The following is a 26924-nucleotide window of genomic DNA, read 5'->3' as shown; positions in this document are numbered from 1 at the left end:
ACACTCTATTGTGTTTTAAATTTGTCTACTTGTTCTTTTACCTGTTCAGCTAACTGCTCTAAAGAATCTCTTTCGATAGCAATTTGATTTTCACCTGTTATCTTGAATTTCTCTACCTGCTCTTTGAGCTGCTCAGCTAACTGCTCCAAAGATGAAGTTTCTTCAGCAATTTGGTACACACCTTGAGACTGCTGTTTCAAAGCATCGCTGAATTGTCTTACCTGTTCTGCAATGTTTTGTACGGGCTGCACTGCACTATCCACAGCCGCATTCAGCTCTTCACTGGAAGCGCTAAGTTCTTCAGCACTGGCAGCAAACCCTTCCGCAGTACCAACAATCTTGCCTACGCTATCCAAGATAGCACCAAATTTCTTCTGCACTTCCATGGTCCTGTCGTAGGCGTTGCGCACCACACTCATGGTCTCTTTCATAGAACCGCTGGCCTGTGATGTTCTATTTTCAATTCCACCCAATATATCCGCTATGTTCTGCGTAGCTTGTTGGCTCTTTTCTGCCAGTTTCCTAATTTCGTCAGCCACCACGGCAAAACCTCTACCGGCTTCACCCGCTCTGGCTGCTTCTATGGCTGCATTTAAAGCCAGCAAGTTCGTTTGCTCTGCAATCTGCTCTATGGTTTCCACAATGTTACTTATGCTGCTTGCATCCGTAGCTAAATGATTTAAGATGTCGTTTGTTTTATCCGTGTTAGTATTAGCGATTTCAACCACTTTTGCTACCTCTTCAAGACTTTGAGCGCCTTCTTGAGCATTTGCTTTCACATTGTTTGCTTCGGTAGCCAACATCTGAGCATCAGTGGCAATACCTTGTGCCGTACTGGATACTTGGTCAACGCCGCCTGCGAAGTCTTCTATGGCATGGTAAGCCGTTTCAGCATTGGTGGCAATTTCATTGCTTTGAGCAGTAAGTTCTTCCACAGAGGCGCTGGTCTCTTGTGATGTAGCTGCCAAGGTAGAAGCAGAATTGGTGACATGGTCAACTGTTTGAGCAGCAGCACTGATCAAATTGTTTAAGTTCTCTACCATGTGGTTTATGCCTTCACCCATCTGCCCCAATTCATCCTTACTCTTCACAGGCGCCCTTACGGTAATATCTCCATCAGAGATTACAGCAATAGCTTTTCTGAGGGCATCTAAAGGCTTTAAGAAAACATTTTGAACGGCAAACAGGCCAAGAATGACCGTAAGCACTAAAATAATCACGCCGACCAAAATGGTTGTGCTTATAACTTTGCTAACCGGTTGACTGATAACCGAAGCGGGTACGGCTTCCAAGAAGTACCAGCCACTGCTTAGCTGTTTAACAAAACCTATGCGTTTTGCGCCCTTGAGTGTGTACCTGACCATGTTGCCTTTTACGGCAGCCGACTTCATATCCTTCCAGAAGCTCTCTTTAGAAAAGTCTGTTCCCGCCGACACAAACGCACCGTTGCCGGACAGTAATACCTTTCCGTCTCTGCTTATTAAATACTTGGACATGTTATTTGTATAAGCCAGCATCTGGCCTGTTATTTTCTGCGTAGAAATGTCAATACCTACAACCCCCACGTAATCACCCATGCCATAAACAGCTTTTGCCACCGTTATTACAGTCCTGTTGTTAGCCGCATCTTGATAAGGCTCACTAACAACAAAGTCTGTGGGGTTTGCCATAGCCTGCTTGTACCACGCAGTAGTTGTAGGGTCATAATCGCTGGGCAGCGATTGTATGGGTTGCGTGATCATTAAACCACTTGCAGAAGCGGCATAAATCATATCAATGTCAGGATACTGCTTACTAATGGCTTCAAAAAGCTGCCTCATGTCTGATTGCACCATCAGGTCACCCGTAGAAAGAACGGTAACAACCTGATTAGTATTAGACAGATAAGCGGCTAAATTGCCGTAAGATTGCAAATAATCCCATGTGGCTCTGGAATCTGAGTCAGTTTGTGTTTTTAGCTGCTGACTCACCAAATTTTGCATATCGCCACTAATACGGTAAGCTTCAATGGCACCCAAGCCAACAACAGAAATGAGTACCAGCAAGACCATAACGGCGATCATCTTTATTCTTAACGATTGTTTGCCCACGTCCTATCCCTCCCTATAGAAAGATGCATAAGCTCAACAATAATATTTTAAAGCACCATGCTTAAAGAAAACACCCACGGCAGTATGTAGAAGTAGTCAAAAACATTATCAGTGAGACCGTGGAATGCCCATGCGGAAATAGCGCCAAGCACGCACGCCAGCAGTAACCTCTCCGCTTTATCATGTTTTGAGAGCACCGTTTTCAACCCTTCCAAGAGGGTGCTTACTACGTAGAACACATAACTTACAGCTCCCAAAAGGCCGTATTCTGCTATCACGGCAAAATAAGCACTATCTATGCGCAGTGCACCGTGAAGCCCTAAATTGATCGATGCCTGCGTCCCAAAACTGCCGGGCCCCGTACCAAAAAGAAGCTGTTTCAATCCCTTGAAGCCACCAATGACGCCCACGTTTTCCAGAGCCCTACTCCACTCATAAATCCTTCCGCCGGGTTGTGAGCTTTCTGCTATGTAAGCCCAGCTAAAAGCGCTGAGCAAACGGTCTCTTATTTGCGGTATGAACAGCACTGCCAATATGCCACCCACAGCAACCACGGCAGCTAACGCCAAGTTTTCAGTGGCAATGGAAACAAACAGCCCAAAAGCGGAAGCCAATAAACCGCCGCGCGCATAGGTCAGCAGTTGAGCGGCCAAAAAGCCCACAAAACTCAAACCCCAAATAACACGCCCTAACCAGTTAAAAGCAGTGAGTAAAAGCCCCAAGGCAATCAATATGGATATGTCCACGAAAATACTGTAGTAAGTGGGTATGGAAAAGATGGACCACACCCTGATTATGGTCGTATCCGTATCCAGTTGTGTGTCAAGCCATTCTGATTGCGGCGCTTGTTTGGTAAGAAATTGATATCCAGCCACTCCGCCCATGAGCAAACCGCTTATGGTAATGTAGATAAGAAAACGGCGAAGTTTCTTGTAATCCCAATCTACGGCGGAAGCAAAAAGCATGACACCGAAGGGGAAAACTACACGTCTCAAAGACTCTTTGAAAATGAGCAGCGGCACGCCATTTATGGCTGCACTCCAAAAAAACACAAGCAAAAATGGGGCAAAGCGCATCACTTTTTCCCATTTTATGTGCTTGTAATCGATAACTGCGTACACACAAGCGAAATAAAGAAGGTCAAACCAATAGGATTTGCTCGGCGTTATGGCATCAGCTAAACGCCCATACCAGGGATAAAAAGCAAAGGTAAGAAGAGTAAACTCTTCTAAAAGTTGTCTTCTATTCAGATTTAGGCTGTTCTTGTTCGCTTGGTCGCTCAAACATGTTCACCAGCCTCAAAAGAATGGATCCAGCTTCTTGTATGTTTTCATCCTTTATACAATCTACCGTGTCAATAAGAAGGAGCTTACTTTCTTCTTTACTGGTAGGCTGCCCAACCACAGAAAATGCAGCGCAGCCGCGGAAATTCAGATAAGCTGCTAAGCTTCGCCTGTAGCTGTAATCGACAAACTCTGTGATGTTCGCCTCTTTGCTCAAGAATGCTTTCACTTCTTTGGGCAGACTCACAGCAGACCACAAGCCGTGACGCTGAGCCACACCAACTTTGCCCAAACCCGGCTTTTCCAACGCCACATAGAGCACATTCTTGGGCAGTTTATAGTGCTTCTTAAAGGCTACAATGCCTGCGCCGCCTGCATTGCCGCCATCTACAAACACAATCCAGTGCGGAACATTTACCAGATCACTGATGCTCTGTAAAACCAAAATGCCTGAACCGTTATCCAAAGCACCAGGGTAATAGTGGTGCAGAAGCCCCTGATAGATGAAATCAAAAAACTGCAAGAGCAGAACCACATCCAAAACCACAGCCACATAAACCCAGAACCTTACTGGAAAATAATAACTGAGGACTGTAATAAAAGATGCCAGCAGTAAAGAAAGATTGAGCCAAGACGTTCTGCCCACACCTTCAGGGTCAAAGCGGTCCCACAGACCTTCAGTGCGGCTGTCCACATTGACCACAAAGACCATGTGCGGCGTTTCACCGCCTTTTTTGAGCACTAAATCGTGGCACCGAGTAAAGCTAAACAACGTTGACCAAATTACATAACCGTTTTCTTCCCACAGCAGCAGGATTGCAGAAATTACAACCAACACCACAGAAAGGAGTGGACTTCGCTCCATGAGAGTCAAGCCTGCCACCGTAAAAAGCAGTAAGGAGCCAAACGGCCACCCCTTATTGGATGGGCTTCTAAAACCTATCGTTTCCGATTCATAGGCAGGAAAAGCCTTTTTAAGCTGATCGAAAAGCTTTTCCACCCTTTCAGAACCGGGCGCTCTGTTAGAGAATTCAGACAGTTTCTTTTTTAAATTGTAGAAATCCACTGCTTATAAAACCACACAACAGCGCGTTTTTCTGTTCTTCCAAAAAAACAATGCTTTTATTCTACTATGCTCGGCGAACTCTGATGTTGCCTTCGCCAAACACTTTTTTACCTACTTCTTCAGCCCTCTGCCTGCCCTCTTCATACGAGTCAGCTTCCACCGTAACCATGATAAGCTTGCCCTCTTTTGCCTCAACCACGTACGGCAACTTCAATGCTTCTTCAACCGAACTGCCTTTCTCTTCGGAGTAAGGGAAAAATTCTACCACAAAAGAATGCTGCATTGCAAAAGACCTCCTTCGAAACTGATTACACTTAGTATATCACAAAGCATTTAACAGACGCTTTACCATTCTTTCTATGCTCCCGCTTGAAACGAACACACAAACTGATGGGGGGAGGAGCTAAGTGCGGCGTGAAGCCGCACTTAGCAGCAAAACAACCTATGTACCGTTCTATGCAAAAGATGTTTCCTTCTCTTTGAGCTTGCATCTAATGAATCAAATACACAATGAACACCACAGCAAGCACACCCAAAACGGGGTGAATTTCTTTTGCTTTACCTGTAAAAAGCTTCATAATAACATAACTGAGAATGCCAAAAATGAGCCCGTTAGCGATGGAATAGGTGAACGGCATGGCAATCATGGTTATGAAAGCTGGTACTGCTTCGGTAATTTTGGAAAAATCAATCTTCAAAATAGGTTCCATCATGAGGAAGCCTACCACAATGAGGGCAGGTGCTGTGGCAGCCGAAGGCACCACCTCAGCCAAAGGCCAAAGAAACAAAGAAAGCAAAAACAAAATGCCTGTTACCACAGATGTGGCACCCGTTTTGCCACCTTCAGCGATGCCCGCTGCCGACTCCACGTAAGTGGTCACCGTGGACGTGCCAGCCACGGCACCCACCATGGTGCCCACAGCGTCAGTAACAAGCGCCCTGTCAGCTCCATCAAAACTGCCGTCAGGTTTTAATATGTTCAGTTTTGCCGCCAAACCAGCTATGGTACCCAGCGTGTCAAACATGTCCACAAAGGTGAAGGTGAATATGATGGAAACAAAGCCCCACTTTATGGCTCCCAGAACATCCATGGCACCGAAGGTTTGCGAAAGCTCGCCCCAGTTTGGCAGCGCCACCAGCGAGCCGGTGAAGTTTGTAATGGGCGCACCGCTGCTGCCCTTCACAAAGACGCCAATGAATGTGGTAATCAAAATGCCCAGCAGAATGTTGCCCTTTACTTTTAATGCCATGAGCACCACGATGATGATCAAACCCACCAAAGCCAGCACGGTTTCAGGCTTGGTCACGCTGCCCAAAGCGACCAACGTAGAATCGTTTTTTACAACCAAACCGGCATTAATCATGCCGATGAAGGCAATAAACAAACCGATGCCCACAGAAGCTGCCAGTTTGATGCTCAGCGGGATGGCTTGCACAATCCAACGCCGAACAGGTGTAACTGACAGCAAGAAGAAAATTACGCCATCGATGAACACAGCGCCCAGTGCCACCTGCCACGGCAGGCCCATGCCCTGACACACCGAGTAGGCAAAATAAGCATTGAGCCCCATGCCGGGCGCCAAAGCGAAAGGCAGCTTGGCGTAGAGTCCCATCATCAGCGTGGAGATGCCAGCTCCGATGGCAGTTGCCATTAAAACAGCGCCCTTGGGCATACCCGTCGTTCCCAATATGTTTGGGTTCACAAAAAGAATGTAAGCCATGGTGACAAAGGTGGTAAAGCCAGCGATAACCTCGTCAGCCCAATGAGCACCGCGGGATTCAAACTCGAAGTGTTTTTCCAGCCACTTAATCAAAATAAAATCGACCTCCTTTTCCAAGGTTCATGCTTGGACCACCGGAGGTGAAGAACATGCGGAGTGAATAAGCAGTTTCTCCACCCCTGTGGTCTGCAGATTTACGGTCCGCAGGTAGAAACTCCCCCGCCTCATTAGGGGGATTACACAGGAGCTACTCATACCTTATTGCCTTTTATATGGAAATATTCTAATACATGAACGGCAAAAAAATTAATCTGACGTCTGACCGGTGGTAGAAACCCACACCGTCACAGCGGCAACGGCAATGAACATGTCATCGCTTTTGTCTTCCAGCTCCTCCATGACAACACCTTTCGCCTTCATGCCGCCTTCTTGCACCATGAATTCAGCGTCCATCTTCAACGGCAGCGCCTGCCTCAGTTTCTCAATATCCACCGTGGCAGCGCCGGGCACCGCCAGGTCCACCGTCAATTTGACATCATTGTTGCCGAACATGTCGGCTTCCACCAAGCTGGGAATACAAACGCGGTGCATCGCATCCTTTATGGCTTTCTGACAAGCTCGCGTGGGGTCTTGACCATGCTGGTCCACGCCCATGCCCATTTCCACTAAAAGTCTGTGCCATGCCATGATAACAATCTACGCCCCCTTCTTTTTGCTTTTTCACTTCATCATTATAGAACTGCTTATTAAAAGAAAAAGGGCACCCCCTTTTGGGAGCACCCTTTTTCTTGGTGAAACCCTGTGAGCAGTGTAGCTAAGCGCTATTTGCTCAGGCGGATCATTGTTCCATCAAGCTCAACATTGTAGCCCAAGGTCTCAGATACGAATCTTAATGGGACCATGGTCCTGCTGTTGAGAATCTCAGGAGCAACGTCCAATCCCACAAGCTGGCCATTAACCATAGCGGTTGGCTGACCAATTACAAGCAGGATGTAAGGATTATCCTTTTCCTTCTCGATGTCCTGACCGGCCTTGTAAATGTACACAGTCTTGTTCTTGACATCGCTGAAGTCATAGGTAACCTGGAATCCAAGCGCTTCTGCCAAAGCTCTAATAGGTACTAATGTTCTGCCGCCCTTCACATAAGGTGTAGCATCCCAGAACAATGTCTTGCCGTTAATGGTGTAAATATCATTGTTCACGGCAAGCTCAATGACAGTACCGGTCTTAGCCACTGGTGTAACAGCTAAAGTAAAGGTTGCAGCATTGTAACCCTCAACCTTCACTACACCTGTTACTACTGTGCCAGTAAGTGCGGTACCATCCACGTTCACGGTTACTACGCCGTTGGCGCCCACAAGTCCGTTGAAAGTGGAAGAGCCGATGGAAACCATGACGTTCTTGCCAGTCTCAACAGCCTTGCCATCAGCACCAACCAATGTCAGTGTTAAAGTAGCCTTTTGCCCTTCTACCACAGATGTCGGGGTTACGGTTACCTTAAGCTCCTGGCTGGGTCTGGCAGCGTAAACCTGCTGAGTTACCTTGTAGTTAGTATCATCTGTCTGACCGATAAGCCTGTAGTCAGTAACAGTCTTGCCATCAGGACTAGACAGTAATTCAGCAACAATGTTGCCAGGTACGCTAATAGTTACATACCCAAAATCAGCAATACCTGTAGAAGACGTCGTTGCAGTTAAACTAGTGTAACCAAGCTGATAAAGCTTTATGACTGCACCTTTAATAGGATTGCCTAAAGCATCTACGAGTTTCACCTGCATAGGTACAGTGTCGCCTGCATACAGGGTAGCTGTGTTTACAAAGCTAAGCTGAGGGTGACCAACAGCAACACTTGTAGGTAATAAGAAGTTGCCATACTCCAAACGCACAACAGCGTTAGGGCATTCAAGCTTCTTTTGAACATTGACTATAACCGTTGCTGTCTGTCCACTTGTGCTGATGTTTCTATCTCCGTAAGCTAAAGAAACAACCTTCGTAGCCGTAGTATTAACGCTTCCAACCTGCCAAACAGTTCTCGAAGCATCTGCGAACTTGATCTGGTTGGCATTAAGACCAGTAGATGTCATCTGCACTACAAATGTGCTGCTTATGCCGTTAGTTACTACGGTAGGCGTAATCGTTGCAGGCGCAATCACATTGAATGTAACTTCCGCACCATGCTGACCATTGCTATCGGTGACAACCAATGTATAGGCACCCAGTGGCAGTGGCAGTTCAGTATATGAACTAAAGTTAGCAGTGTTTACAGTAAACTGCCCAGAAACCACGGAGCCATCTGCTACTGTATATAATTCATTGTAAGGATCGACAACATACCAACTGCCATTGATTGGGTTTCCGTTTGCATCGGCGACTGCCACATTGAAGCTGGACATGGCATTAACCGTAGCAGGCGCGGTCACCTTAAGGTCTAATGCAGGATTAACGGTGAAATAGCTATTGCTTATGTATGTCACACCATTGTTCAATGTGCTGTAGTTTACGCCATTGATCTCTACACTGTATGTCCCAGGTGTTGCAGCACCAGGTATTGTATAAGTATAGGTACCGAAATCTCCACGTATCAGTGTGTAAGCATTAGCACCATTTAGCAGTTTAACCTGCAGATTATCAACGGGGCTGCCATACCAGTCTTTTACAACTATCTTTACTGTGGTAGCCGTTCCATAGGTTGTTGAAGCTGGTGTGATGCTATCAATCCTATAAGCTTTGACAATGTACTGCTTGCTGGTAGTTACAATGCTGCCATCGGCAAGTTCAGCCTTTGCAGTTACAGTAAAGCTTCCGCCTCGAAGAGCAGTACCAGTAAGTGTTACGTCCTTAGCATTACCAACCCAGTAAGAGTCGGTAACACTTACGCCACATGCACCGTTATTGGCATATACAAACGTCTGAGTATATCCTGTAGGAGCCAACTTATAATCAACTTCATTGCCACTCGGGTATGCTGCAAAAGTTTCTAAAACTGTACTTGTATCATCGACACTGATCCAAAGTTTGCTTATGGAAGCAGTTGTAGAAATCACGTGCATATTAAGTGAGCCAATGGACCCCGTCATAGCTAAATCGCCTAAGCTGAAGCCGCCTGCATAAGAAACGGTCAGAGCTACTGCACCATCAACATAAGCGCCAGACTTAAACGTTGAAATGGTAGCAGTGTAAGTTCCGAATGCGTATGGCTGTGGGAAGTTAAAAGAAACCTTACCATCAGCATTTGTCGTAGCGGTAATAGCTGGTATAACATTGCCATTTGCGTCCTTATATCCATACTGAAGCTTAACTTGTGTACCAGCCAGAGGATAACCAAACTGGTCGTACAGATAAATCTCTTTTGTAGCTGGAGCGTTTACGGTGTTTGGATTAGCAACCAAAGTACCTTGGGTAATGGTGATGGTCTTATAGGCATACTTTGCAACAGATACACCATATACTTTTCCATCTACCATGGCGTCAGCTATGCTCTTGGAAACAAGATATACGCTGCCCGCTGGAACCGTGAAGCGGACGTTAGATGGAACAGAGAATGTTGCTGTAGTATTGTCATCAGCTAAGAGTGTTGCTGTAAATGTAGCAGATGGCACAAGTGCTGACTTGGTGCTTCCATCAGGAGCAGTCCATACAGCAACCAAAGCTAAGGGGATGTTGCCAGAAAGAGGCCAATACTTAACATTGTTTATGGTACCTGTCACAGTACCCACCGGCTGGCCACTAACATAAGAGCTGGCAAACGTTGAATCATCAAGTGATAGGAATGTTATTGGCACTGTCACACTGGTAGTACCACCAACAACACTCAGTTTCAAATAAGTGTCTGTTTGGCCTAAACTGTTCACCAATGTTGTAAAAGGTATGAGCACTGGTTGACCAAGTTGGGCTGAACCGAGAACTATTCCATTGCTACTGGTGACCTGTACTGCCAAATTCTGCGTGTTGTATGCATTTACTACATCATAGGTTACCTTGTAACGAAGCTGATCTGCTGTAACCCAAGAACCAGCCGCATTATAAAGGACTATACCATCAGCAGGCTGAGAAACAATTACCGGAATTATTGCTGTGGCAGTGTAATCGTGGCCACTGTATCTAACTGTAGCTGTGATAGTAACGTATGTAGAGCCGGGATTGGAACCTGCTTTTACTGTTAGTCCAGTATTGTTATCTATGCTTATAGTCGTCACTACGTTGGAATCATTGGCGACAGCACCAAGAGTAGCAGATGTAAATGCAGAAGCTGCAATATTGGCGAGTTTTGGCGTAATTTGGTAAGTAGCTGTTTGGTTAGGCGTTAGAACTATCTGGTCAGGCCTCTGCAAACTGAATGTGTGAGGGTTTAAGGTTACAGCTTTGCTCGCAAGTACACTGGCTGTACCAGCATTGATTTCTGCTGCTGTCCCACCAAAAAGTGTGATAGTAACGGTGGTCTCACTGGGCAGATAGATGTAGCTGCCGCTCATTAATTCAATTCTTAACGTGTTCGTAGGGGTAAGCTGATTAAGTAAAGGTGCTGTGAAAACTATAGTAGTTGTTCCATTAGCATCAAAAGAAGATGATGTTTGCGCCGTCTTAAGCATTACACTTGCCGTCGTTCCAGAAAGTGCTGAGCTTCCCTCTATCTTTAATCCAAGTACATAACTGGGATCTATAGAGGCGGTCGTAGCTGTGAAGTTTATAGTGGCATTAATAATAGGGTCTAAACTAATATCCTGAGCAGCAGTAATAGCTGTATTGCCAACCAATTCTCCAGGAGTAGTCGGCTTTGCAACTACATTGATAGCTGCTTGTGCTGTACCAATAACTGTGTCGCCACTAGTTTTAACAGTGGCTGTAACGGTTGTTTGTCCAGCAGCGACTGCAGTCACTAAACCATTGCCGTTTACGGTAGCTATACCATGCGAGGCAGTGTCCCAAGAAACAACATAGCTACCACCAAGAGAACCACCATCTAAGGTTAACGTTAACTGTTTCGTTTCGCCAACAAAAATGGTAGCGGTAGATGGGTCAATGACTAACCCTGTAGCTGCACTTACTGGCGCAGTAATAGGCATGAGTGTCAAAGCCATAGTCAGTACGGCGAGCAGTGCAAATAATTTCTTGCTTGCTTTCATTTCTTTCCCTCCTTCATGAGGTATTTAAATTTTTTTGAGTTGCTCTTGACTTAGGTGGTTAATTTTCCCTTAGGTCATCCCCAATTTAGGTTTTTGCTTCCTCCGTTAGGTCATCAATGCTTTAGGTCATCTGCTCCTTTTTGTGCTTTTACGTTTTTATACCACCGCAGGAGCTTCTCAATTCTTTTTATGCGCAACAAACGTGCCACTGCTGTGAACAAAAAAGGCGTTCCCCCATATGGGGGAACGCCCGCGTAATGAAGGAGGTTAGTTTATCTTCTACTTATGTACTCAGGGCTGCTGCGTCAAGGTTACAACGCCGTCGGAATAATCTACGGCAAAGCCCAACGCCTCAGCCAAAAACCTTACAGGCACCATGGTTCTTCCAGAAACTATGACTGGCGCCGCATCCAAAGAAGCCGCTTCGCCACCTATTAGAGCTGTTTTACTGCCCACAGTCAGAACGATATCTTCTGCCCCGCTGATGGTTACTTTTTTCTCATCTGGCTTGGTAAAGTCATAATTAACGGTCAAGCCCAAGGCTTCGCACAAAGCTCTAAGAGGCACCATGGTACGTCCATCGGCGATGTAAGGAGCCACATCAAGCTGTTTGGTTTCACCGTTGAATATGAAGGTGTTGGAACCAATGGTAAAAGCAATTACTGTTCCTGAAGCAGTTGGCTCCTCTGGTTCCTGAGGCTGTTCTTTCTGCGGCAGGTCCGTTATAGAAAATTTAAAAGGCGCGCTGGCGAAACCATAAAGCATAACGGCGCTGTCAAAGGTGCCGCCACCCAGCTCTTCAAAAACGGATGCCGTCAAGGTAAAAGTAACTTTGCTGTTTTTACCCACGGCAGCAGTGGCTGATATGGGCCCAAAGGTGAATGTCGCTACTAACTGCTCATCCTTCAGCATGTAAGGAACATCCATGCTGGCGCTGTCCATCAATGTCACGGTAAAAGTTACATCCTGCTTGCCGCTCACAGTAAGCTCTGCAGGGTCAAGCTTGAGCAAGCCCTCTTTAACGTTAATGGGCAGTTTTACCGCATCATAACCTTCCACTTTCAATGTGGGTTCAAGCGTTTCGCCCACTTTAAGCTGTTCAGGGCCAAGCGTGATGGTGGCTGTGCCGTCTTTGCCTAAGGTAACGGTTTTAACAAAATCGTCCAGTGCAAAGGTGATGGGCGTGCCTTCGGGAAGGGCTGTGGAACTGCTTTCTTCCAAGACGCCGAATACCAGCGTTACCGTCTTCGCAAAAGATACATCAAAGTTGGCCGGGTCGGTAAGCAGTGCACCGGGAACAATGTTCAGGGTAATCACGGCATCGGCATAGCCTTCCACACTTAAAATGGCGGTGCAGTTGCCAACCATGAGCTGGTCAGGGGTGAGAGTAAAATCAGCCACGCCATCAGCGCCCACCTTTGCCACTACGGAGCCTTTGGGAAGTGACAGCAAAGCCTCTACGCCCTGAGGAACTACGGAACCTGTTTCGCTCTTTAAGGTGATTGCAAGAGGCACTTTTTGGCCAAAGGTAATGGTTGCAGAAGTGGGAGCAGCCACAAGCTGCTTGCCAGCCACTTGCAGTGTGAAAACACCCTTTTGATAACCTGAAACCATTACACTGCCTTCAAAGGTGCCCTCTGCAAGCTTGCTTTGAGGAATTACCACCACAATGGAACCATCGGTGGCGCTGTTGGTCACTGTGGCAAAACCGAGCCCATCTACGGAAATGATGGCAGAAATGCCTCCTGCCACAGGGGAACCTGCGCCGTCTGTGAGTGACAGCGTTATGGTGGCATCAGCACCTAAAAAGACAGCGTTGGGGCTCGCTGTTACCACAAGCGAAGGCAGAGCCTCCTCCTGCGCTCCAACACCAAGAGCAGGCACAAGCGTAAAGATGAGCGACAGAACTGCTATGAGTGAAAATAGCTTTTTTGCCTTTTTTACCATTTCGTTGAACCTCCTTTTGCAAAGTGCAGGCTTTTCAAATATGCGCTTGGTGAGAAAAGCCTGCACCTTAATCTTTCATTTTTTAACCAAAATACGCATGGAGCTTAGCAGCAGCACTAATCGCTGACACGAAACAGCCCATCTGCCACTGCGGTATTGCCGTAGATATCGGTTACAACGACCTTTACAGCATAAGCGCCTGCTTTGTCCACGCTCATGTTTGCAGCAAAGTCATAATCGGACGTAGTGACCAAGCCAGTAGTTTTGTAAACCGTGCTATTGTCCCACTTTGAAATGACTTCCAGTGTGAAAGAAGCGCCTGGCGCGTTTGTGATGTTCATCTTTACGGTGGCATTCTTTCCATTAACAATATTTTCCAGCGCATTTATGTTTGGCATAGTAGCGGGGTCATCATAAACAAGGTATGTGTATGTGCCTTTAGCATTACCGGCTCCGTCCACGGCTGAAATGGGCACAGCCACACGCTGCCCTTCTTTGCCAGAAAGCGATGCCACGCTGATGGCTGTGGTACCCGTGTTTGCCTTATCCAAGTTTGCCGTTATGAATTCATCGTTTACCACATAACCAAGTATGCTGGAGCTGTCCGAACCTGTCATAGTAAGTGTCACCACAGAAGAGGTAGGAACATAAACGTTTTGTGTAAGCAAACGCGCACTGCCAAAGGAAGCGCTTACCGTGGGCTGGGTGCGGTCAATGGCAATGGGCATATCCATAATCTGCGTTGCCGTATCTTGACCCGTAATGAGCTTGCCGGGGTATGCCTCTATGCGCACGGTGTAATTGCCTTCTGGCAGAAGTTTGCCGCTCTCATCGGTGCCATCCCAGAACCATGGATGATTCCAACCGTCATACCACGATGGATTCTCTGTGCTCTTTAGGTAGTTGCCACGAACCATTTCTTCTTTTGCTATGGTTTTCACAACGCTGCCTGTGCCATCCAGCACACTGATATTAAGGTTTTCTGCATTTCTTAACATGGTAAGTACAACCTGCACACTGTTATTCATGATGCTATAAGGAGACCCAGCACTGATGGCTAAAGCGGATGGATCAAACCCGTCACCCTTCATACCCAACGGTATGTAAACACTGGGTTGCTGAGGCCAGTAAAGACCGGTAGAACCAGTCCACGTAAAATCAGCATTCCACCATGGAAGGTCCACAATGTTGTTGTTGTCCGGGAACTTTGCATCACCATTTATGGTGTCAGGGTCACTGTAAATGTTCCAATCACCCAAATAACCCATGAACGGTAAAACCCACACATTGTTGTCCGCTGAAGTTAGCAGAACACGGCCTTCGATGAAGGTATTGTTCCATGTTGGGTCTGCATTGACTACGGCATCAAAGGTGGCTGTTTCTCCCGCATTTACGGTGATTGCTGACGGCATACTTAACGTGCCTATTTCCACAACTTTGCCTTCATTGCTTGTGCCGTACTGACTGTGTGACGTGGTAACGTAGCCGTCCAGTGTGGCGGTAAATGTTTGCGTGGTGGTGTTCTTTACTGACAACGTCATTGCGGTGCTGGAGGTGAACATGCCCAACTCGGCATAAGGTTCACCCGTGACGGCTGAAGTAACGAAAACACCATTTTCTATGGCTTTGGCAACATTGATTCTGCCAGCACCCTGCAAACGTGGGCTGTAAAAACCAATGGGCTCCGCTGTGTTTACCAGTGCCTGTTTTATTTGCTCTGGCGTCCAATCAGGGTGTGCCTGTTTTATGAGGGCTACAGCGCCTGCCACATGTGGCGTTGCCATGGATGTACCCTGCATCGTTTCATACTTATCACCGGGGATAGAAGAAAATATGCTTACACCCGGAGCTGCTACGGTGGGCTTAAAAGATAAATCGGGGGATGGACCCCAGGAGCTAAAGTCAGCGACAACGTTTGCATCTGCGGGAGCGTAACTGATTGCCTCTTCGTCGCTAAAAACGACATCCATGGTGCCACCTGCATCGGCTATGGCTTTTCTGAGCGTGAGCTTGTCCGGACCATTCACAAAAACGGCTGGGATGGTGCTTGCAGAGGAGCCCAGCGCCATGGACACCAATGTTCTATCTGTATTGTTATTGCCCACAACCACACCGATGGCGCCTTCTTCTTTAGCAATGCCCACCTTCACCTCAAAGGTGCACGTGCCTCTATCGAGCAGCACTACTTTACCGCTGTAATCTTTTCCATCATTTGCGCACATGATACTGCCCGTATCCACAAGTTTTACCGTTTCTTTCTTAAACACATCCACGGGGTCTGGTGCTTCACCACTGGCTAAATACAGAACATATTGCTTGTCACCGAAAGTGAGCTTCTTTCCTTGCAGTACCACGCCTTCATTGTTTACAGCGGCTACGGTTATGGCTGAGGTAGCGGTTCCGGGAGAGCCCAGTGTGGAAACATCCTTTATGTAAGTGGTGGAAGCAGTGCCTTCATCGGCGTCTCCGGGGATGATGGCGGAGTAGTTGCTGTAATCGTCATTGCCAGCGGCTATGACCATGGTAATGCCAGATTCCACCGCGGCATTAATGGCTTTTTGTTCGGGGTCTTCAGGGTCATCAAAACCTTTGGTCGATCCAAGTGACATGTTTGCAGAAACCACGTTCACGCCACTTTTCTTAAGATTGATAAGGTAGTCAATGCCAGCTACGATATCATCGCCGTAAGCATTCTGGCTTTTATCGCTGAACACTTTCACTGCTATGAGTTTGGCATCCGGTGCTATGCCCTTCAAAGGAATTTGATTTCCATCTTTGTCAGGGAACGAAGCTTTACCTATGCCTGCTACAGTACCGGCTACATGCGTGCCATGACCGCCAATAGCAACGTTGGCATCCATGGGGTCTGCGTCCTTATCGGCAAAATCATAGCCGTAAGGGATTTTTTCATTGGGGAAACTGGTGTAACCGCCGAAGTTCTCGTGCTTATAATCGATGCCACTGTCGATAATGGCAACGTATGTTCCCGAACCTGTATAACCTTGGCTCCAAGCTTCAGGTACACCTATGAGCGTGGCGGAGTTCACCATCTGGGGAGAAACTACGCCACCATCAGGGACCGTGTTCAACTCATCATTTATTTCATAACGTTTAGATAGCGCCATGGATTTAACAGCTCCACTGCCTTCCTGTGAAAGCACATTCTTAAGCTGAGCAAGGGGAACTTCCATGGTGAAACCGTTCATAGTGTAGTACAAATCAGCTTTTTTCACAGCATCAGGTGCAGCAAGTTTTATCTGTGCGAAAGCTAACATGTGAGCGGCATCTGCTTGCGCTCGATAAGTCGGGCTTTGGGTGTCAACTTTTTGGTTTACCTCAACAAACAGCTTTGCCTTTCCTCCGCTGCTTGTTATGCCTTCATAAACGTCCTTCGGTAATACCAAACCGCCATCCACTACAACCGTACTTTTAGGAACACTGAGAGCATAAGACTGAAGCGCATTTAAAACAGTTTGGCGTGTCTCTGTGGAAGTAATTGTGCTGTTTTTGGTGGCAGCACCCACAGAAGGAGATACAGAAAACATAAGCGCAGCGGCAACAACGATGCTGGTAATCAACGAGAATAACCGTCTTACTTGATTTTTCCTCTTACCACAAACATTCATTACTTTGCCTCCCTTCTCCTATAAAAAAAACACAAAGGTGTTTGCAGAAAAACCCCGCTTAGGTAATCCCCCACGTTGGCGTAAAAAGGTCATCTCACATTATTAGTGAGCATTATATAACAAGGAGGGCATAAATGTGCACTTTTGCACAGCACAGAGGTGAACAAACAAAAGAAAGCAGTTACATACTGACAAAAAAGCGGTTGTGATACTTATGGATTGGAGCGCACTATGATTACATTGGGTTTCCACTGCACTGTGTAGCCCAGTGTTTGCGCCACAAAACGCAGAGGAACCATGGTAGTGCCAGTAACGAGCTCTGGAGCAGTTTCCATCTCTACCAAAACACCACCAATCAGAACAGCGCTTTGGTCAATGAACATGGTCATAAACGGGGCATCTTTTTTATTCTGCTCCGGTGTGTAAATCATGATGCGTTTCATATGAGGGTCAGAAAAGTCGTACTGCACACGGTAATTGAGAACTTCAGCAAAGAAGCGAATGGGAACCATGGTTCTACCTTCCTTTATGTAAGGCGAAACCCCCAGCCGCACGTTCTTTCCGTTTACCTTGCACACTGGATTGCCTATTTGAAGCTCCACTGTTACGCTGTTTTGTTCAGCATTGGAAGTTAATCCGCTTTTTAATGTTGCACTTTGAACTAAAAGAGTGAATGCAGCCTTTTGATAACCAGGAACAATGACCACTGCGACTAAACGGCTGCCGGTAATAACTTCAGCAGGCAGTGTTACAGATGCCATGCCCTTTTTGCCTACGGTAGCAGTAGTGGTGAAACTGCCTACCATCACTGTAACCAAAGACCCCTGCTCAATAGCCGTGGGTGTGCTGGCGCTGGTAACATCGCGCAAAGAAAGCATTACATGGGCATCCTCGCTTGCGGTGACCACGGAAGGAGAAGCGGTAAGCTCGAGTTTTTTTAGCGCCAAGGGCACAAAAGCAGGCTGTTCACTGTAATTTATAGAAGCGTTCACATGGCGCGGGAACAAGGGTAAAGAGCCACCCAACGTAAAGAACACAAGCACCATGAGGGCAATAACTTTCTTTAATTGCAAATGCCAATCACTCATGTCTCTATAAAAGGAATGCGCAACAAACGTGCCACAAACAAAAAACTACTTTAAGGTCTTTAACAAATTGTCGTAGGTTTCCTCTGCCGTTAGCAGTTGAGCGCGCTCACCGATAAATAAAATGGTAGGCACCTTAAGGCGCAGAAGGGTATCCCACTGATGAGTCACCAACAGGACCACCGCTTGTGAACTGTAATCGCGCAGCATGTTTTCTATGGCGATGGTACTGGGCTGATCCAAATGCGCCGTTATTTCATCCACCAGCAAAGTTTTTGGGTTAAGCGCCAAAACCTGCGTAAGACCTAAAACAGCTTTTTCTCCACCGCTGAGCTTCATAGCATTAAGGCGGCGTTTGCTCGCCAGCGGGCTGTTAGGCGGCAGTGATTTTACGCCAAACAAACGCAGGTTGTCTTCCACAGACGCGTTCAGTGGTTGATAATGCTGCGGGACATAACCTATGGGCTTGTCCAAAGTGATATGGCCATCAGACGGATAAAGCCCAAGCATGGCACGTAAAAACGTGGTTTTGCCTGAACCGTTGGGTCCCATTACCAAATAGAGTCCATTTTCTAAAGACAGGGTCAAATCATAAGAATGACCTGCCACTGCAAAGTGCATATCAGCGTTGACCACGTGTGGAAACCTCCAATATGAGTGATGGGATGAGGCTCATAAGCAGCAAGATGATGCCCATAGCGATGGCATTACCGAACTGCCCCAAATTTGTTCTGTACATGATTTCTGTGGCCAAAGTGGAGGTGTAACCCACTATGGCACCACCGCTAAGGGTGGCAGCGCCCACTTCACCGAGAATGCGTCCCCATGTTAAAAACGCAATGTTTACCAGTCCGCCGCGTAAGTGCAAAAGCATGGCATTCATGCGTTTGGCAGGCAGGTTCACATCGATGAACTCTTCCATGTCCCGAGGCAGATTTATACGGTGCTGTAAACACAAGCTGATTGCCATGGGCAAAGCCAGTAGAAACTGTGCCGTTACAAGCGCTTTTGGTGTAAAAAGCCAGTGGAGGAAGCCCAGCGGCCCTTGATGAGAAAGGAGTAAGTAAACCAGCAAGCCCACCAGTACAGGCGGGATGCTGCTTATGGCACGCCAGAAACTTAAATGCATCCATGGGCGACGTGTAATAGAAGCGTAAAGCGTACCTGCGAGGAGCGCCAAAGCGCATGCCAATGCCGTAGTCAACACAGTAAAGATGAGCGTGCGCCAAATGAGAGCGGCGGTTATCTCCACAGAATATCGCCCCTTCCCATGAAAACCGGCAAATCAAAACAAACAGTAGAAAAATCTGCGTTAAAAGGAGCGCCTCCAACGTAGGCAGAGGCGTTCCTTTGCTTATGTGCTTTCATTATGGATAACTTACAGAAACCGTACGCGTTTTTTCGTCCCACTTCACATTGAAGCCCAGCGATTCGCTGACAAAACGTGCAGGTATGAAAGTTCTGCCCTTTACTATTTCCGGAGGAGCGTCCATGGTTTTTGTTGTATTGTCCACGGTAGCTACATTGTTGCCGATGACCATCTTCACCGTATGCCCCTGGAAGCTAATGCTTACTGTCTTAGTAGCATCATCCCAACTTACTACAGCGCCGAAGGGTTCTGTTATGGCTCTTATGGGCACCATGGTCCTGCCATTTTTGATATAAGGCGCTGCTTCCAGCTTTTTAGTGGCGTTTCCACCTAACCCGCTAACAGAAAGAGCAGTAAAACCAATGGCCAATTTTACTGTGCTGGGTGTCTCGGCAGGGTTGGTAATAACCGTGGAATCGGTTATGGGGTCGAAATAATACTGTTTCATGAGATCCCGTGCTTGGGCTGTTTTTAGATAATCAGCAAGCACTTTGTACTGTGGGTCTTTGAAGAAAAAGCTGTAAATGTTCAGACCTTCTCCAGAAGTGGTGATGTAATCCAAGTTCGTAAGCTGATTCTTATTCTTTAACCACGTGCTCTCATCGGTAAGTATGTATGCACCTTTTTCATTGGCAATTTGTAAAGAGGTGAGCATGCCAGCTTGGGTTTTTATGTACCAACTGCCGAACTTTGTCGGGTCCAAGCCTAAGCTTTTCCAAATGCTTCTCTCTTTGCTGTCTGTGCCACTGTTGTCGTTGCGGTTTACAAAAGGCATTTGTTTCTCATAAATGGTGTTAAATGCTTGAGGCAGAGTCTTTCCTTTTACACCCGCAGGGTCGTTCTTTGGTCCCACTAAGTAGAAATAGTTTGTCATAATGGGCATGCGTATCCATCCTGCTTGCACAAGCTGAACTTCCAAATCGGGCGCATGCGTTATGGCTATCACAGCGTCACCGCGAAGAACCATGGATATTGCAGCACCTGAACCTTGAGCAACCAGATTAATGGTATAGCCGCTAACTTTTTCCATTTCTTTCACCAGCACATCGGCCAAACCAGAATCCCTGAAGGATGTTGTTGTAGCCATGACAATGGTACCTTTACTGCCTGGCGCCGGGTTTGCAGCCACAGAGGTAAAGGCACCTGTACTTATCGGGCAGACAGACAGTGCCATCACTGCCAATGTAAGGCACACCAACATTGTTTTAAGCATTCCTTTTCTCATTTCGAACGCACCCCCTTCTGATAAATCTTGAATTATTATAACATTGTGGTAGAAAGTAAACCGCACAGACAGGCATGTAGTGGTTGATTTTGTGCAGTTTCACTTATGAAAGGAGTTTTGAAAAATGGCAGATACGAACAGAAATATGCCCTCAGGTGGGCTAAATAAACTGTCTCTTAACGAAGGAAGCTACATTGATAAGGTTATAGCGGTGGTAAGCGGCAAAGGCGGCGTTGGGAAATCCACCGTTACTGCGCTCTTAGCGGTGGCTTTGGCAAAAGAAGGATACAAGGTGGGCATAATGGATGCAGACCTGACAGGCGCATCCATACCATACTTGTTTGGTTTGGAAGACCTTCTGAAAGTGTCAGAAAACGGGCTGGAACCGGCCAAGACCACCTTGGGCATAAAAGTCGTTTCCATAGCACTTGCCATGGAAAACCCAGAAACGGCTGTGATATGGCGTGGGCCATTGCTGTCCAGAGCACTTCAGCAGTTTTGGACAGATGTGAACTGGGGCGAGTTAGATTATTTACTCATCGACATGCCGCCGGGAACCAGTGATGTTCCCCTTACGGTGATGCAGATGCTGCCTTTAGATGGTGTGGTCGTGGTTACGTCACCTCAGGATATGGCTCGCTCAGTTGTAAAGAAGGCGTACCACATGGCAAATCAGATGAACATACCGGTGCTGGGTGTTGTAGAAAACATGAGCTATGCTGTGTGCCCGCATTGCGGAGAAAAATTCTACGTGTTTGGACAAAAACCGCTCAGTGACACCGCTGAAGAATTTGGTGTAAAGGCTTCAGCAGAACTGCCCATCGACCAAAACGTGGCGAAGCTGACTGATGAAGGAAAAATAGAAGAAGCCGACACGTCGCCGCTTAACCCACTTTTAGAAACATTGTAAGTAAGAAAGGGGCGCCGCTGCAATGAGGAGGCGTCCCTTTCTTTGAAACTGTGAGCAAAAACCTTTATGGATAGGTAACAGTTATGGTTTTTGCCTTATCGTCCCACTTTATGGTCAAGCCAAAGGCATTAGCGATAAAGCGTGCTGGAACAAAGGTACGGCCATTAACAATTTCTGCTGGGAGTGACATAGAAAGTGTTTTTCCATCTACCACCGCTTCTTTACTGCCAATGCTAAGGCTGATGATGTGGCCAGCGAAACTGATTTTTGCAGTTTTTGAGCTTTCATCCCAACTTACCACGCCACCGAAAGCTTCCGCTATGGCGCGCAGAGGAACCATGGTATTGCCGTCTTTTATAAAGGGAGCAGCATCCAATGTCACGGTGTCCACATTAACATCCATGGATTTTGAGCCGATGGTGAGCTTAGCCGTTTGCGCTCTGCCATAGGCAAACAACGTGTAAACAGCACTGCTGTTACCAGCGCCATCGGTGACAGTGGCTTTCATGATGTTCAGCCCCTGAAAAGCACGGAAAGCCACATCCACCTTCACATTGCCCTGAGCGTCAGCATTGGTGCTTACCGCATCTGCCGTTAATCCGCCGGGGGCAAACAACTCCAAGACCACTTTTGCATTTGGTTCTGTCTTTGCGGTCACACCAAAAGCACGATCGGTAAGCAATGTGCCCTCTTTTGGAGAAATAATCTCTATTTGTGGCGGTGTGGTATCACGTATGAGTTTTACAGTGGCGAGCACTGTTCCTGCTACGTCTTTAATCTGAATGCTGTTTTCACCTTCATTAGGCAACTGAACGCCTGAAAGAGTGTTCTCTCCTTGTGTGACATCGAAAGACTGCTCGCCAACCACCACTTGCTTTAAGTTGGTATCCGTTACTTTGACCTTTATATCAATGGTTGTCGTATTCAGCAGTGTACCATCTTGAGGTGTGAGTACGGTAAGCCGCTCTGCACCTTCTGTGGTGAAGAAAGGCTTCAGCGGTATACCAGGTAAAGCGACGCTGTGTGTTTTGTAATCGAGCAAGTCTGACTGTTTCATGCCCTCTGGGACAAACATGTCCAATACGGCAGGAGCCGTACCTGCTTCATTACCTCCACCAAAACGCCACTGCTGAGCTTCTGGGGTAACTTGTCTTATGCGGTTTACACCATAACCATCTTGCCCTGCCACCATGATCATCATTTTGCTTTCCGGCGTGAGGGCGCCTAAAACACTTTGAGGTATGGTAACGACAACACGTCCAGGAGCGCCTTCCGTTCCTTTTATTTCCACGCCTAAGTCGGAGGCATTTACGGCATTGATTTCTCCGCTATTGACTTGGTAAACCTTACTTTCCCATCCTTCTATTTGCAGACCGACATCCCACTTGAAATTGTCAGCAAAAGCGACATTTAAGCCCTGTATGCCTTGAGTAGTGCCGTCATTGGGTTTATTGTCGATGAAAAGGAAGTATGTAGCTTTGCTTAAACCGTTCGTGCTTCCCCATGCATTGTCCAGGTTACCCACACTGTATGTGGCGGTGTAAATGCCACTGCTTAAACCCAACTCGAACTTGAGAAGGTCAAAATCACCTTTCTTAAAAACCGAATCAGTGGGATAAGTGTAGTAGCCAGGGCCATTGTCATCGCCCGTGGGGTCCTCTATGACGATGGAGGTAAACGTTTGAGTGGAAGTCCCTGTTTCTTCTTGCTCTTGCGCCGTTATAGGCGGTTCCACAGTTTCATTACCTTCTATGTCCACTGCGTAAATGCCTTGAGCAACTTTGAGCCCTTCACTGAGAACGGATACCGTGTAAACATAGGAATGGCCAGCGCGAGCCGTATCTGTCAGGCCATCTTTTGCATTCAACGTGGTAACTTCGCCTGTGGTTAGGTCACGTTTTTCCACAACGGCACTTCCGGTAAAAGAAAGAGAAACCGTTTGGCCCGTGGCCGTACCTTGCAAATCCAAAACCTTAGCATTGCTGATGCTGTCGGTGGTAACACCAAGCCTGGTTTCAAAAGGCTGAAGAGTTAAGGTAACTAAGCCATTCTCCACCTTCATATCGGTGCCTATGACACCTTTCAACGTTGCATTGTTCTTCACGTAGTAACCGGGGTTCACCGTTACAGTGGCTGGCGCGTCAGAACCGTTGAAAAGCGCTAAAGCTGTCCCATTTGCATCGTACCTGAGGTAAGCGACAACCCTGTCACTGCCTTGCACTTGCAACGGTTCAATCTCCCCTGTACGCAGGAATGAATACTGATTTCTTATAGCGCCCAGATTTTTGTACCACGCTTGCAAGTTTGTATCTTCGTTGCCCCATGGGAACGGTACGCGCATGAATGGGTCATCGGTAAGCGGTCTGTCTTGGTTGCAACCGTAACTACCACCATTGGTGGCTCCTGCTTCATCACCATAGAACGTGGTGGGGGCGCCTGGTATGGTGTAGAGGAAAAATGAAAGGGCTTTCAAAGCTGAAGTAGCACTGTTTTGCCATGTACTGCTCAAGTAGTACATGGGCCTTGCCGCATCGTGGCTGTCCACTAAATTCATCATGGCATAAAACGCTTCTTTGGGGTAATCATTCTTCATTTGCATGTACTTAGCCCAGAAATCTTCCTGCGTCATATCTTTTTTGAGGAAAAATCCCTGATACTGTGGGTTCGTCCCTGCATGATCATTGTCCCAATCACCGATGAGCAAAGAGCGAATACGGTAGTTCATAACACTATCAAAGGAATCACCCAGAAGCATGGGGATAGCTTGTTCATAATGGTCCCACACTTCAGCAATCATGACATTGTCTGGATTCAAGCTCTTTAAGGTTTGTCTCATGGCTCTGGTAAAACCCATAGGAACCTGCATGGCCACATCCACACGCCACCCAGAACTGCCCAGATCATTCCAGTATTTCATAACATTGTTGTCGCCTGTGAGGAAAAACTTCTGAACATCCTTGTTCAGCACATTGATGATGGGCATGGCGCTAAATCCGCCCCACCCTTCCCACTTATCGGGCCACTGGGTGAAGTTGTACCACGCATAGTATGGGGAATCTTGACTTTCGTGTGCGCCTGTGGATGTGTAAGCGCCCTTCACATCGAAGTAGATAGAATCATCTCCGCTGTGGTCAGGCGTTATGTCGTCAATGATGCGGATACCACGTTTAGCTGCTTCTTGGGTCAGTTTTTGATACGTTTCTGGGTCGCCGAGCCGCGGATCCACGGCAAAATAGCTGGCTGGATCATAACGGTGCGTGCTTTCTGAAGGGAATATGGGGTTTAAGTAAATAGCTGTTACACCGAGACTTTGAAGGTAATCCAGTTCCTGTATGATGCCTTCCAAATCACCACCGTAGAACCTGTAAGAGTCCACATATCCACATTTTTTGGTACCATCCGTCATGGTCACTGTGGCCCAAGACGTAACAGGTTCGCTCCACTGCGCACCCTGTATGAGCTGTCCCATGTAATCGCCTGGAAGGGTGAAATCTTCATTCAGGTAAGCGTCATGGAATGTGAATTTCTGTCCTTCCTGGGTCACATTATTATCAGGGTTACCATCTTTGAATCTGTCTGGGAAAATTTGATAAATAACAGCATTTTTCAACCAATCAGGTGTTTTGAATGAAGGGTCATAAACTGTTAAGCGTCCTTCATCCACTTTACGTTTTGTACTGCCGTCGTAGGCGTAAGCAGTGTACTGATACCACGTAACAGTGGTGGGCGTAAACTGGTAACGCCAAACATCGTAAAATCCATCGTTGGATTCAGCAACTTTCTTTAGTTCTATGTCCTGAGAGGATTTGGGTTTACCACTGGAAGGCGCCTGCTCATCGCTTAAGCCCCTGTCTGTCAATGTGATAACAACCTTGCTCACATCCCTGCGTGGGGTGTACACGTAAAAGGTCACAGCTTGGTTAGCCGGCACAGCGCCTTCAGGATATCTAAGCAAACGCACATCACTCATGACAGCACCATCACTTTGGATTGGTAGAAGTTTATAATGAAAAGCTCCATCATGATAGTTCACTACCAACAGTCTGGCTTCCGTAGCCGTAATTTCTTGTTCATAAGAGGGTAAAAGACCTCCATTTACACTAAAACTCTTAACATCATTGTTCACTGTAGCACTGGCAACATAGTAGCCATCACGATACACGAAAGGCACATTAACACTACCTAACGTGAGGACTGGCTCGCTTTGTGCCCTTATTGTCCCTACGGGCGACAGTGTGACACACATTAGCAGCACCACTATCGCACTTAAAAACCTCTTCACCGCTCTCACTCCCCCTTTGCTAATAAATCTTTTCAAGGAGGGAAACACACCTCACCAAAGTGAGGGTGTGTTTCCCCTTTGTATGCGCATTCGTTACGGGTATGTTACTGTAACAACTCTTGTCTTAGCATCCCAACTAACGGTGCAGCCAAATGCTTCTGTTATAAACCGAACGGGAACGAATGTTCTACCATTTACAATTTCTGCAGGAGCATCTAATGTGGCCGCTTTTCCATCGACCGTTGCTTCTGTGCTGCCCACAGTTAGTTTAATGGTGTGGTTACCCAATGTCACTGTAATGCCTTTAGTACTTTCATCGTAAGAAACCTGAGCGCCAAGGCTTTCTGCTATGGCCCTTACAGGCACCATGGTTCTTGCATTCTTTATGTAAGGAGCAGCATCCAATTTTACTGTGTCTACATTCACGGTCATGTCCGTCTTGCCTATGGTCAGTTTTAACGTTTGAGGCATACCATATGCAAACAGCGCATACTTTGTTGTGCTGTTTCCAGCACTATCGGTAACCACAGCTTTTAATATGTTGATACCGGTAAACGCTCTAAAAGCAACATCTATGTTCAGCTTTCCTGTAGAATCGGCCGATGTGCTGATAACATCTGCCTGGCTCCCATTAGGAGCGCTCAAACCGAGCAATATTTTGGCGTTGGGTTCTGTCTGCAAACTAACAGAAACCTTTCTGTCATTAAGCAGAGTGCCTTCCTTTGGTGTATTTATGGTTACATCCGGTGGAGTGGTATCTCTAACCAGCGTAACCTTAGCTAATTCAACACCGTTGGCATCTTTTATTGAAATAACGTTCTGTCCTTCGCTGGGCAAAGCGACACCTGTTATATCGTTTTCCCCGCTCTTTACTTCATATGTTTTATCACCTATAACAATCTTCGTCAGGTTTTCTACCAATACCTTTATCTTTAAATCAACCGTTAACTGGTTAGTAATCGTACCATCTTGTGGAGACAGCACTTTCACCTTGGAAACAGTGGGCAGATAATCCGCAATGGCGATACCGGGCAAAGCGATGGTTGTATGTTCTTTGTAGTTGAGTATGTCTTCCTGCTTCATGCCCTCAGGCACTATCATATCCATTACCTTGGGCGTTGTGGCTTCTCCACCTCCAAAGCTCCACTCACTCGCTTCCGCTCCATAACTCCTTAACCTTGTGGAACCCGTCCCATC

Annotated in this window: 16 protein-coding genes and 1 riboswitch; of the genes, 1 reads left to right on the top strand and 15 read right to left on the bottom strand. The window is 46.9% G+C overall.

Annotated elements, in window-relative coordinates:
• Positions 1 to 5: 5 nt before the first annotated feature.
• The 13 genes from D890_RS0107225 to D890_RS0107155 all read right to left on the bottom strand — a co-directional run bounded on the left by D890_RS0107225 (position 6) and on the right by D890_RS0107155 (position 20535).
• Entirely contained in the window at positions 6 to 2090 is a 2085-nt protein-coding gene (locus D890_RS0107225) for a methyl-accepting chemotaxis protein (RefSeq protein ID WP_018963852.1), read from the bottom strand.
• A gap of 47 nt (positions 2091 to 2137) precedes the next feature.
• On the bottom strand, positions 2138 to 3373 hold the full coding sequence (locus tag D890_RS0107220) for an O-antigen ligase family protein (RefSeq protein WP_018963851.1): 1236 nt from the start codon (positions 3371 to 3373) through the stop codon (positions 2138 to 2140).
• Entirely contained in the window at positions 3333 to 4439 is a 1107-nt protein-coding gene (locus D890_RS0107215) for a hypothetical protein (protein WP_018963850.1), read from the bottom strand. Before D890_RS0107215 ends, D890_RS0107220 begins: the two co-directional genes overlap by 41 nt.
• Before the next feature lie 64 nt (positions 4440 to 4503).
• Positions 4504 to 4722, bottom strand: coding sequence for a hypothetical protein (locus D890_RS0107210; protein ID WP_018963849.1), 219 nt, complete (start codon positions 4720 to 4722; stop codon positions 4504 to 4506).
• Positions 4723 to 4930: 208 nt separating this feature from the next.
• A complete protein-coding gene (locus tag D890_RS0107205; protein WP_018963848.1) occupies positions 4931 to 6253 on the bottom strand; it encodes an NCS2 family permease in 1323 nt (440 codons plus the stop codon).
• A 69-nt stretch (positions 6254 to 6322) separates the two neighbouring features.
• Positions 6323 to 6424: riboswitch (purine riboswitch) on the bottom strand.
• Positions 6425 to 6466: 42 nt separating this feature from the next.
• Positions 6467 to 6847: a Lin0512 family protein gene (locus D890_RS0107200; RefSeq protein ID WP_018963847.1), complete on the bottom strand. Its 381-nt coding sequence runs from the start codon at positions 6845 to 6847 to the stop codon at positions 6467 to 6469.
• Between the two features lie 134 nt (positions 6848 to 6981).
• Complete coding sequence (locus D890_RS07800) at positions 6982 to 11283, bottom strand: stalk domain-containing protein (protein ID WP_018963846.1); 4302 nt, start codon at positions 11281 to 11283, stop codon at positions 6982 to 6984.
• 291 nt (positions 11284 to 11574) lie between these two features.
• The gene (locus tag D890_RS07795) at positions 11575 to 13230 is read right to left on the bottom strand and encodes a copper amine oxidase N-terminal domain-containing protein (protein ID WP_018963844.1); all 1656 of its coding nucleotides are present in this window, start codon (positions 13228 to 13230) and stop codon (positions 11575 to 11577) included.
• 116 nt (positions 13231 to 13346) lie between these two features.
• Positions 13347 to 16856, bottom strand: a complete 3510-nt coding sequence (locus tag D890_RS0107180) for a S8 family serine peptidase (protein ID WP_018963843.1) — start codon at positions 16854 to 16856, stop codon at positions 13347 to 13349.
• 212 nt (positions 16857 to 17068) lie between these two features.
• Positions 17069 to 17944 carry a copper amine oxidase N-terminal domain-containing protein gene (locus D890_RS0107175; RefSeq protein WP_018963842.1) on the bottom strand — a complete coding sequence of 292 codons (876 nt, stop codon included), beginning with the start codon at positions 17942 to 17944 and terminating at the stop codon, positions 17069 to 17071.
• A gap of 45 nt (positions 17945 to 17989) precedes the next feature.
• Positions 17990 to 18577 (bottom strand): ATP-binding cassette domain-containing protein, encoded by a 588-nt coding sequence (locus tag D890_RS0107170; RefSeq protein WP_018963841.1) that lies wholly within the window; start codon positions 18575 to 18577, stop codon positions 17990 to 17992.
• Positions 18564 to 19193, bottom strand: a complete 630-nt coding sequence (locus D890_RS0107165) for an ABC transporter permease (protein ID WP_018963840.1) — start codon at positions 19191 to 19193, stop codon at positions 18564 to 18566. The genes D890_RS0107170 and D890_RS0107165 overlap by 14 nt, the downstream gene beginning before the upstream one ends.
• A 115-nt stretch (positions 19194 to 19308) precedes the next feature.
• Positions 19309 to 20535 (bottom strand): stalk domain-containing protein, encoded by a 1227-nt coding sequence (locus D890_RS0107155; protein WP_018963839.1) that lies wholly within the window; start codon positions 20533 to 20535, stop codon positions 19309 to 19311.
• Positions 20536 to 20659: 124 nt separating this feature from the next.
• Here D890_RS0107155 and D890_RS0107150 point away from each other — a divergent pair, with 124 nt between their 5' ends.
• Positions 20660 to 21445, top strand: a complete 786-nt coding sequence (locus D890_RS0107150; protein WP_018963838.1) for an Mrp/NBP35 family ATP-binding protein — start codon at positions 20660 to 20662, stop codon at positions 21443 to 21445.
• 64 nt (positions 21446 to 21509) lie between these two features.
• Here the strand turns inward: D890_RS0107150 and D890_RS0107145 are convergent, their stop codons facing one another.
• Together D890_RS0107145 and D890_RS08010 are read right to left on the bottom strand one after the other, a co-directional pair.
• Positions 21510 to 25727 (bottom strand): glucodextranase DOMON-like domain-containing protein, encoded by a 4218-nt coding sequence (locus D890_RS0107145; protein ID WP_018963837.1) that lies wholly within the window; start codon positions 25725 to 25727, stop codon positions 21510 to 21512.
• 93 nt (positions 25728 to 25820) lie between these two features.
• Positions 25821 to 26924: copper amine oxidase N-terminal domain-containing protein (locus tag D890_RS08010; RefSeq protein ID WP_018963836.1), on the bottom strand; the 1104-nt coding region annotated here is incomplete at its 5' end.

Origin of the sequence: Coprothermobacter platensis DSM 11748 (assembly GCF_000378005.1) — a bacterium.
GTDB classification, from domain to species: domain Bacteria; phylum Coprothermobacterota; class Coprothermobacteria; order Coprothermobacterales; family Coprothermobacteraceae; genus Coprothermobacter; species Coprothermobacter platensis.
This window is presented reverse-complemented; position numbering and strand designations above follow the sequence as displayed.

Coding starts and splice junctions, on each gene's coding strand:
- D890_RS0107210 (WP_018963849.1), bottom strand. CDS start 4,722: ATGCAGCATTCTTTTGTGGTAGAATTTTTCCCTTACTCCGAAGAGAAA.
- D890_RS0107200 (WP_018963847.1), bottom strand. CDS start 6,847: ATGGCATGGCACAGACTTTTAGTGGAAATGGGCATGGGCGTGGACCAG.
- D890_RS07800 (WP_018963846.1), bottom strand. CDS start 11,283: ATGAAAGCAAGCAAGAAATTATTTGCACTGCTCGCCGTACTGACTATG.
- D890_RS07795 (WP_018963844.1), bottom strand. CDS start 13,230: ATGGTAAAAAAGGCAAAAAAGCTATTTTCACTCATAGCAGTTCTGTCG.
- D890_RS0107180 (WP_018963843.1), bottom strand. CDS start 16,856: ATGAATGTTTGTGGTAAGAGGAAAAATCAAGTAAGACGGTTATTCTCG.
- D890_RS0107175 (WP_018963842.1), bottom strand. CDS start 17,944: ATGAGTGATTGGCATTTGCAATTAAAGAAAGTTATTGCCCTCATGGTG.
- D890_RS0107155 (WP_018963839.1), bottom strand. CDS start 20,535: ATGAGAAAAGGAATGCTTAAAACAATGTTGGTGTGCCTTACATTGGCA.
- D890_RS0107150 (WP_018963838.1), top strand. CDS start 20,660: ATGGCAGATACGAACAGAAATATGCCCTCAGGTGGGCTAAATAAACTG.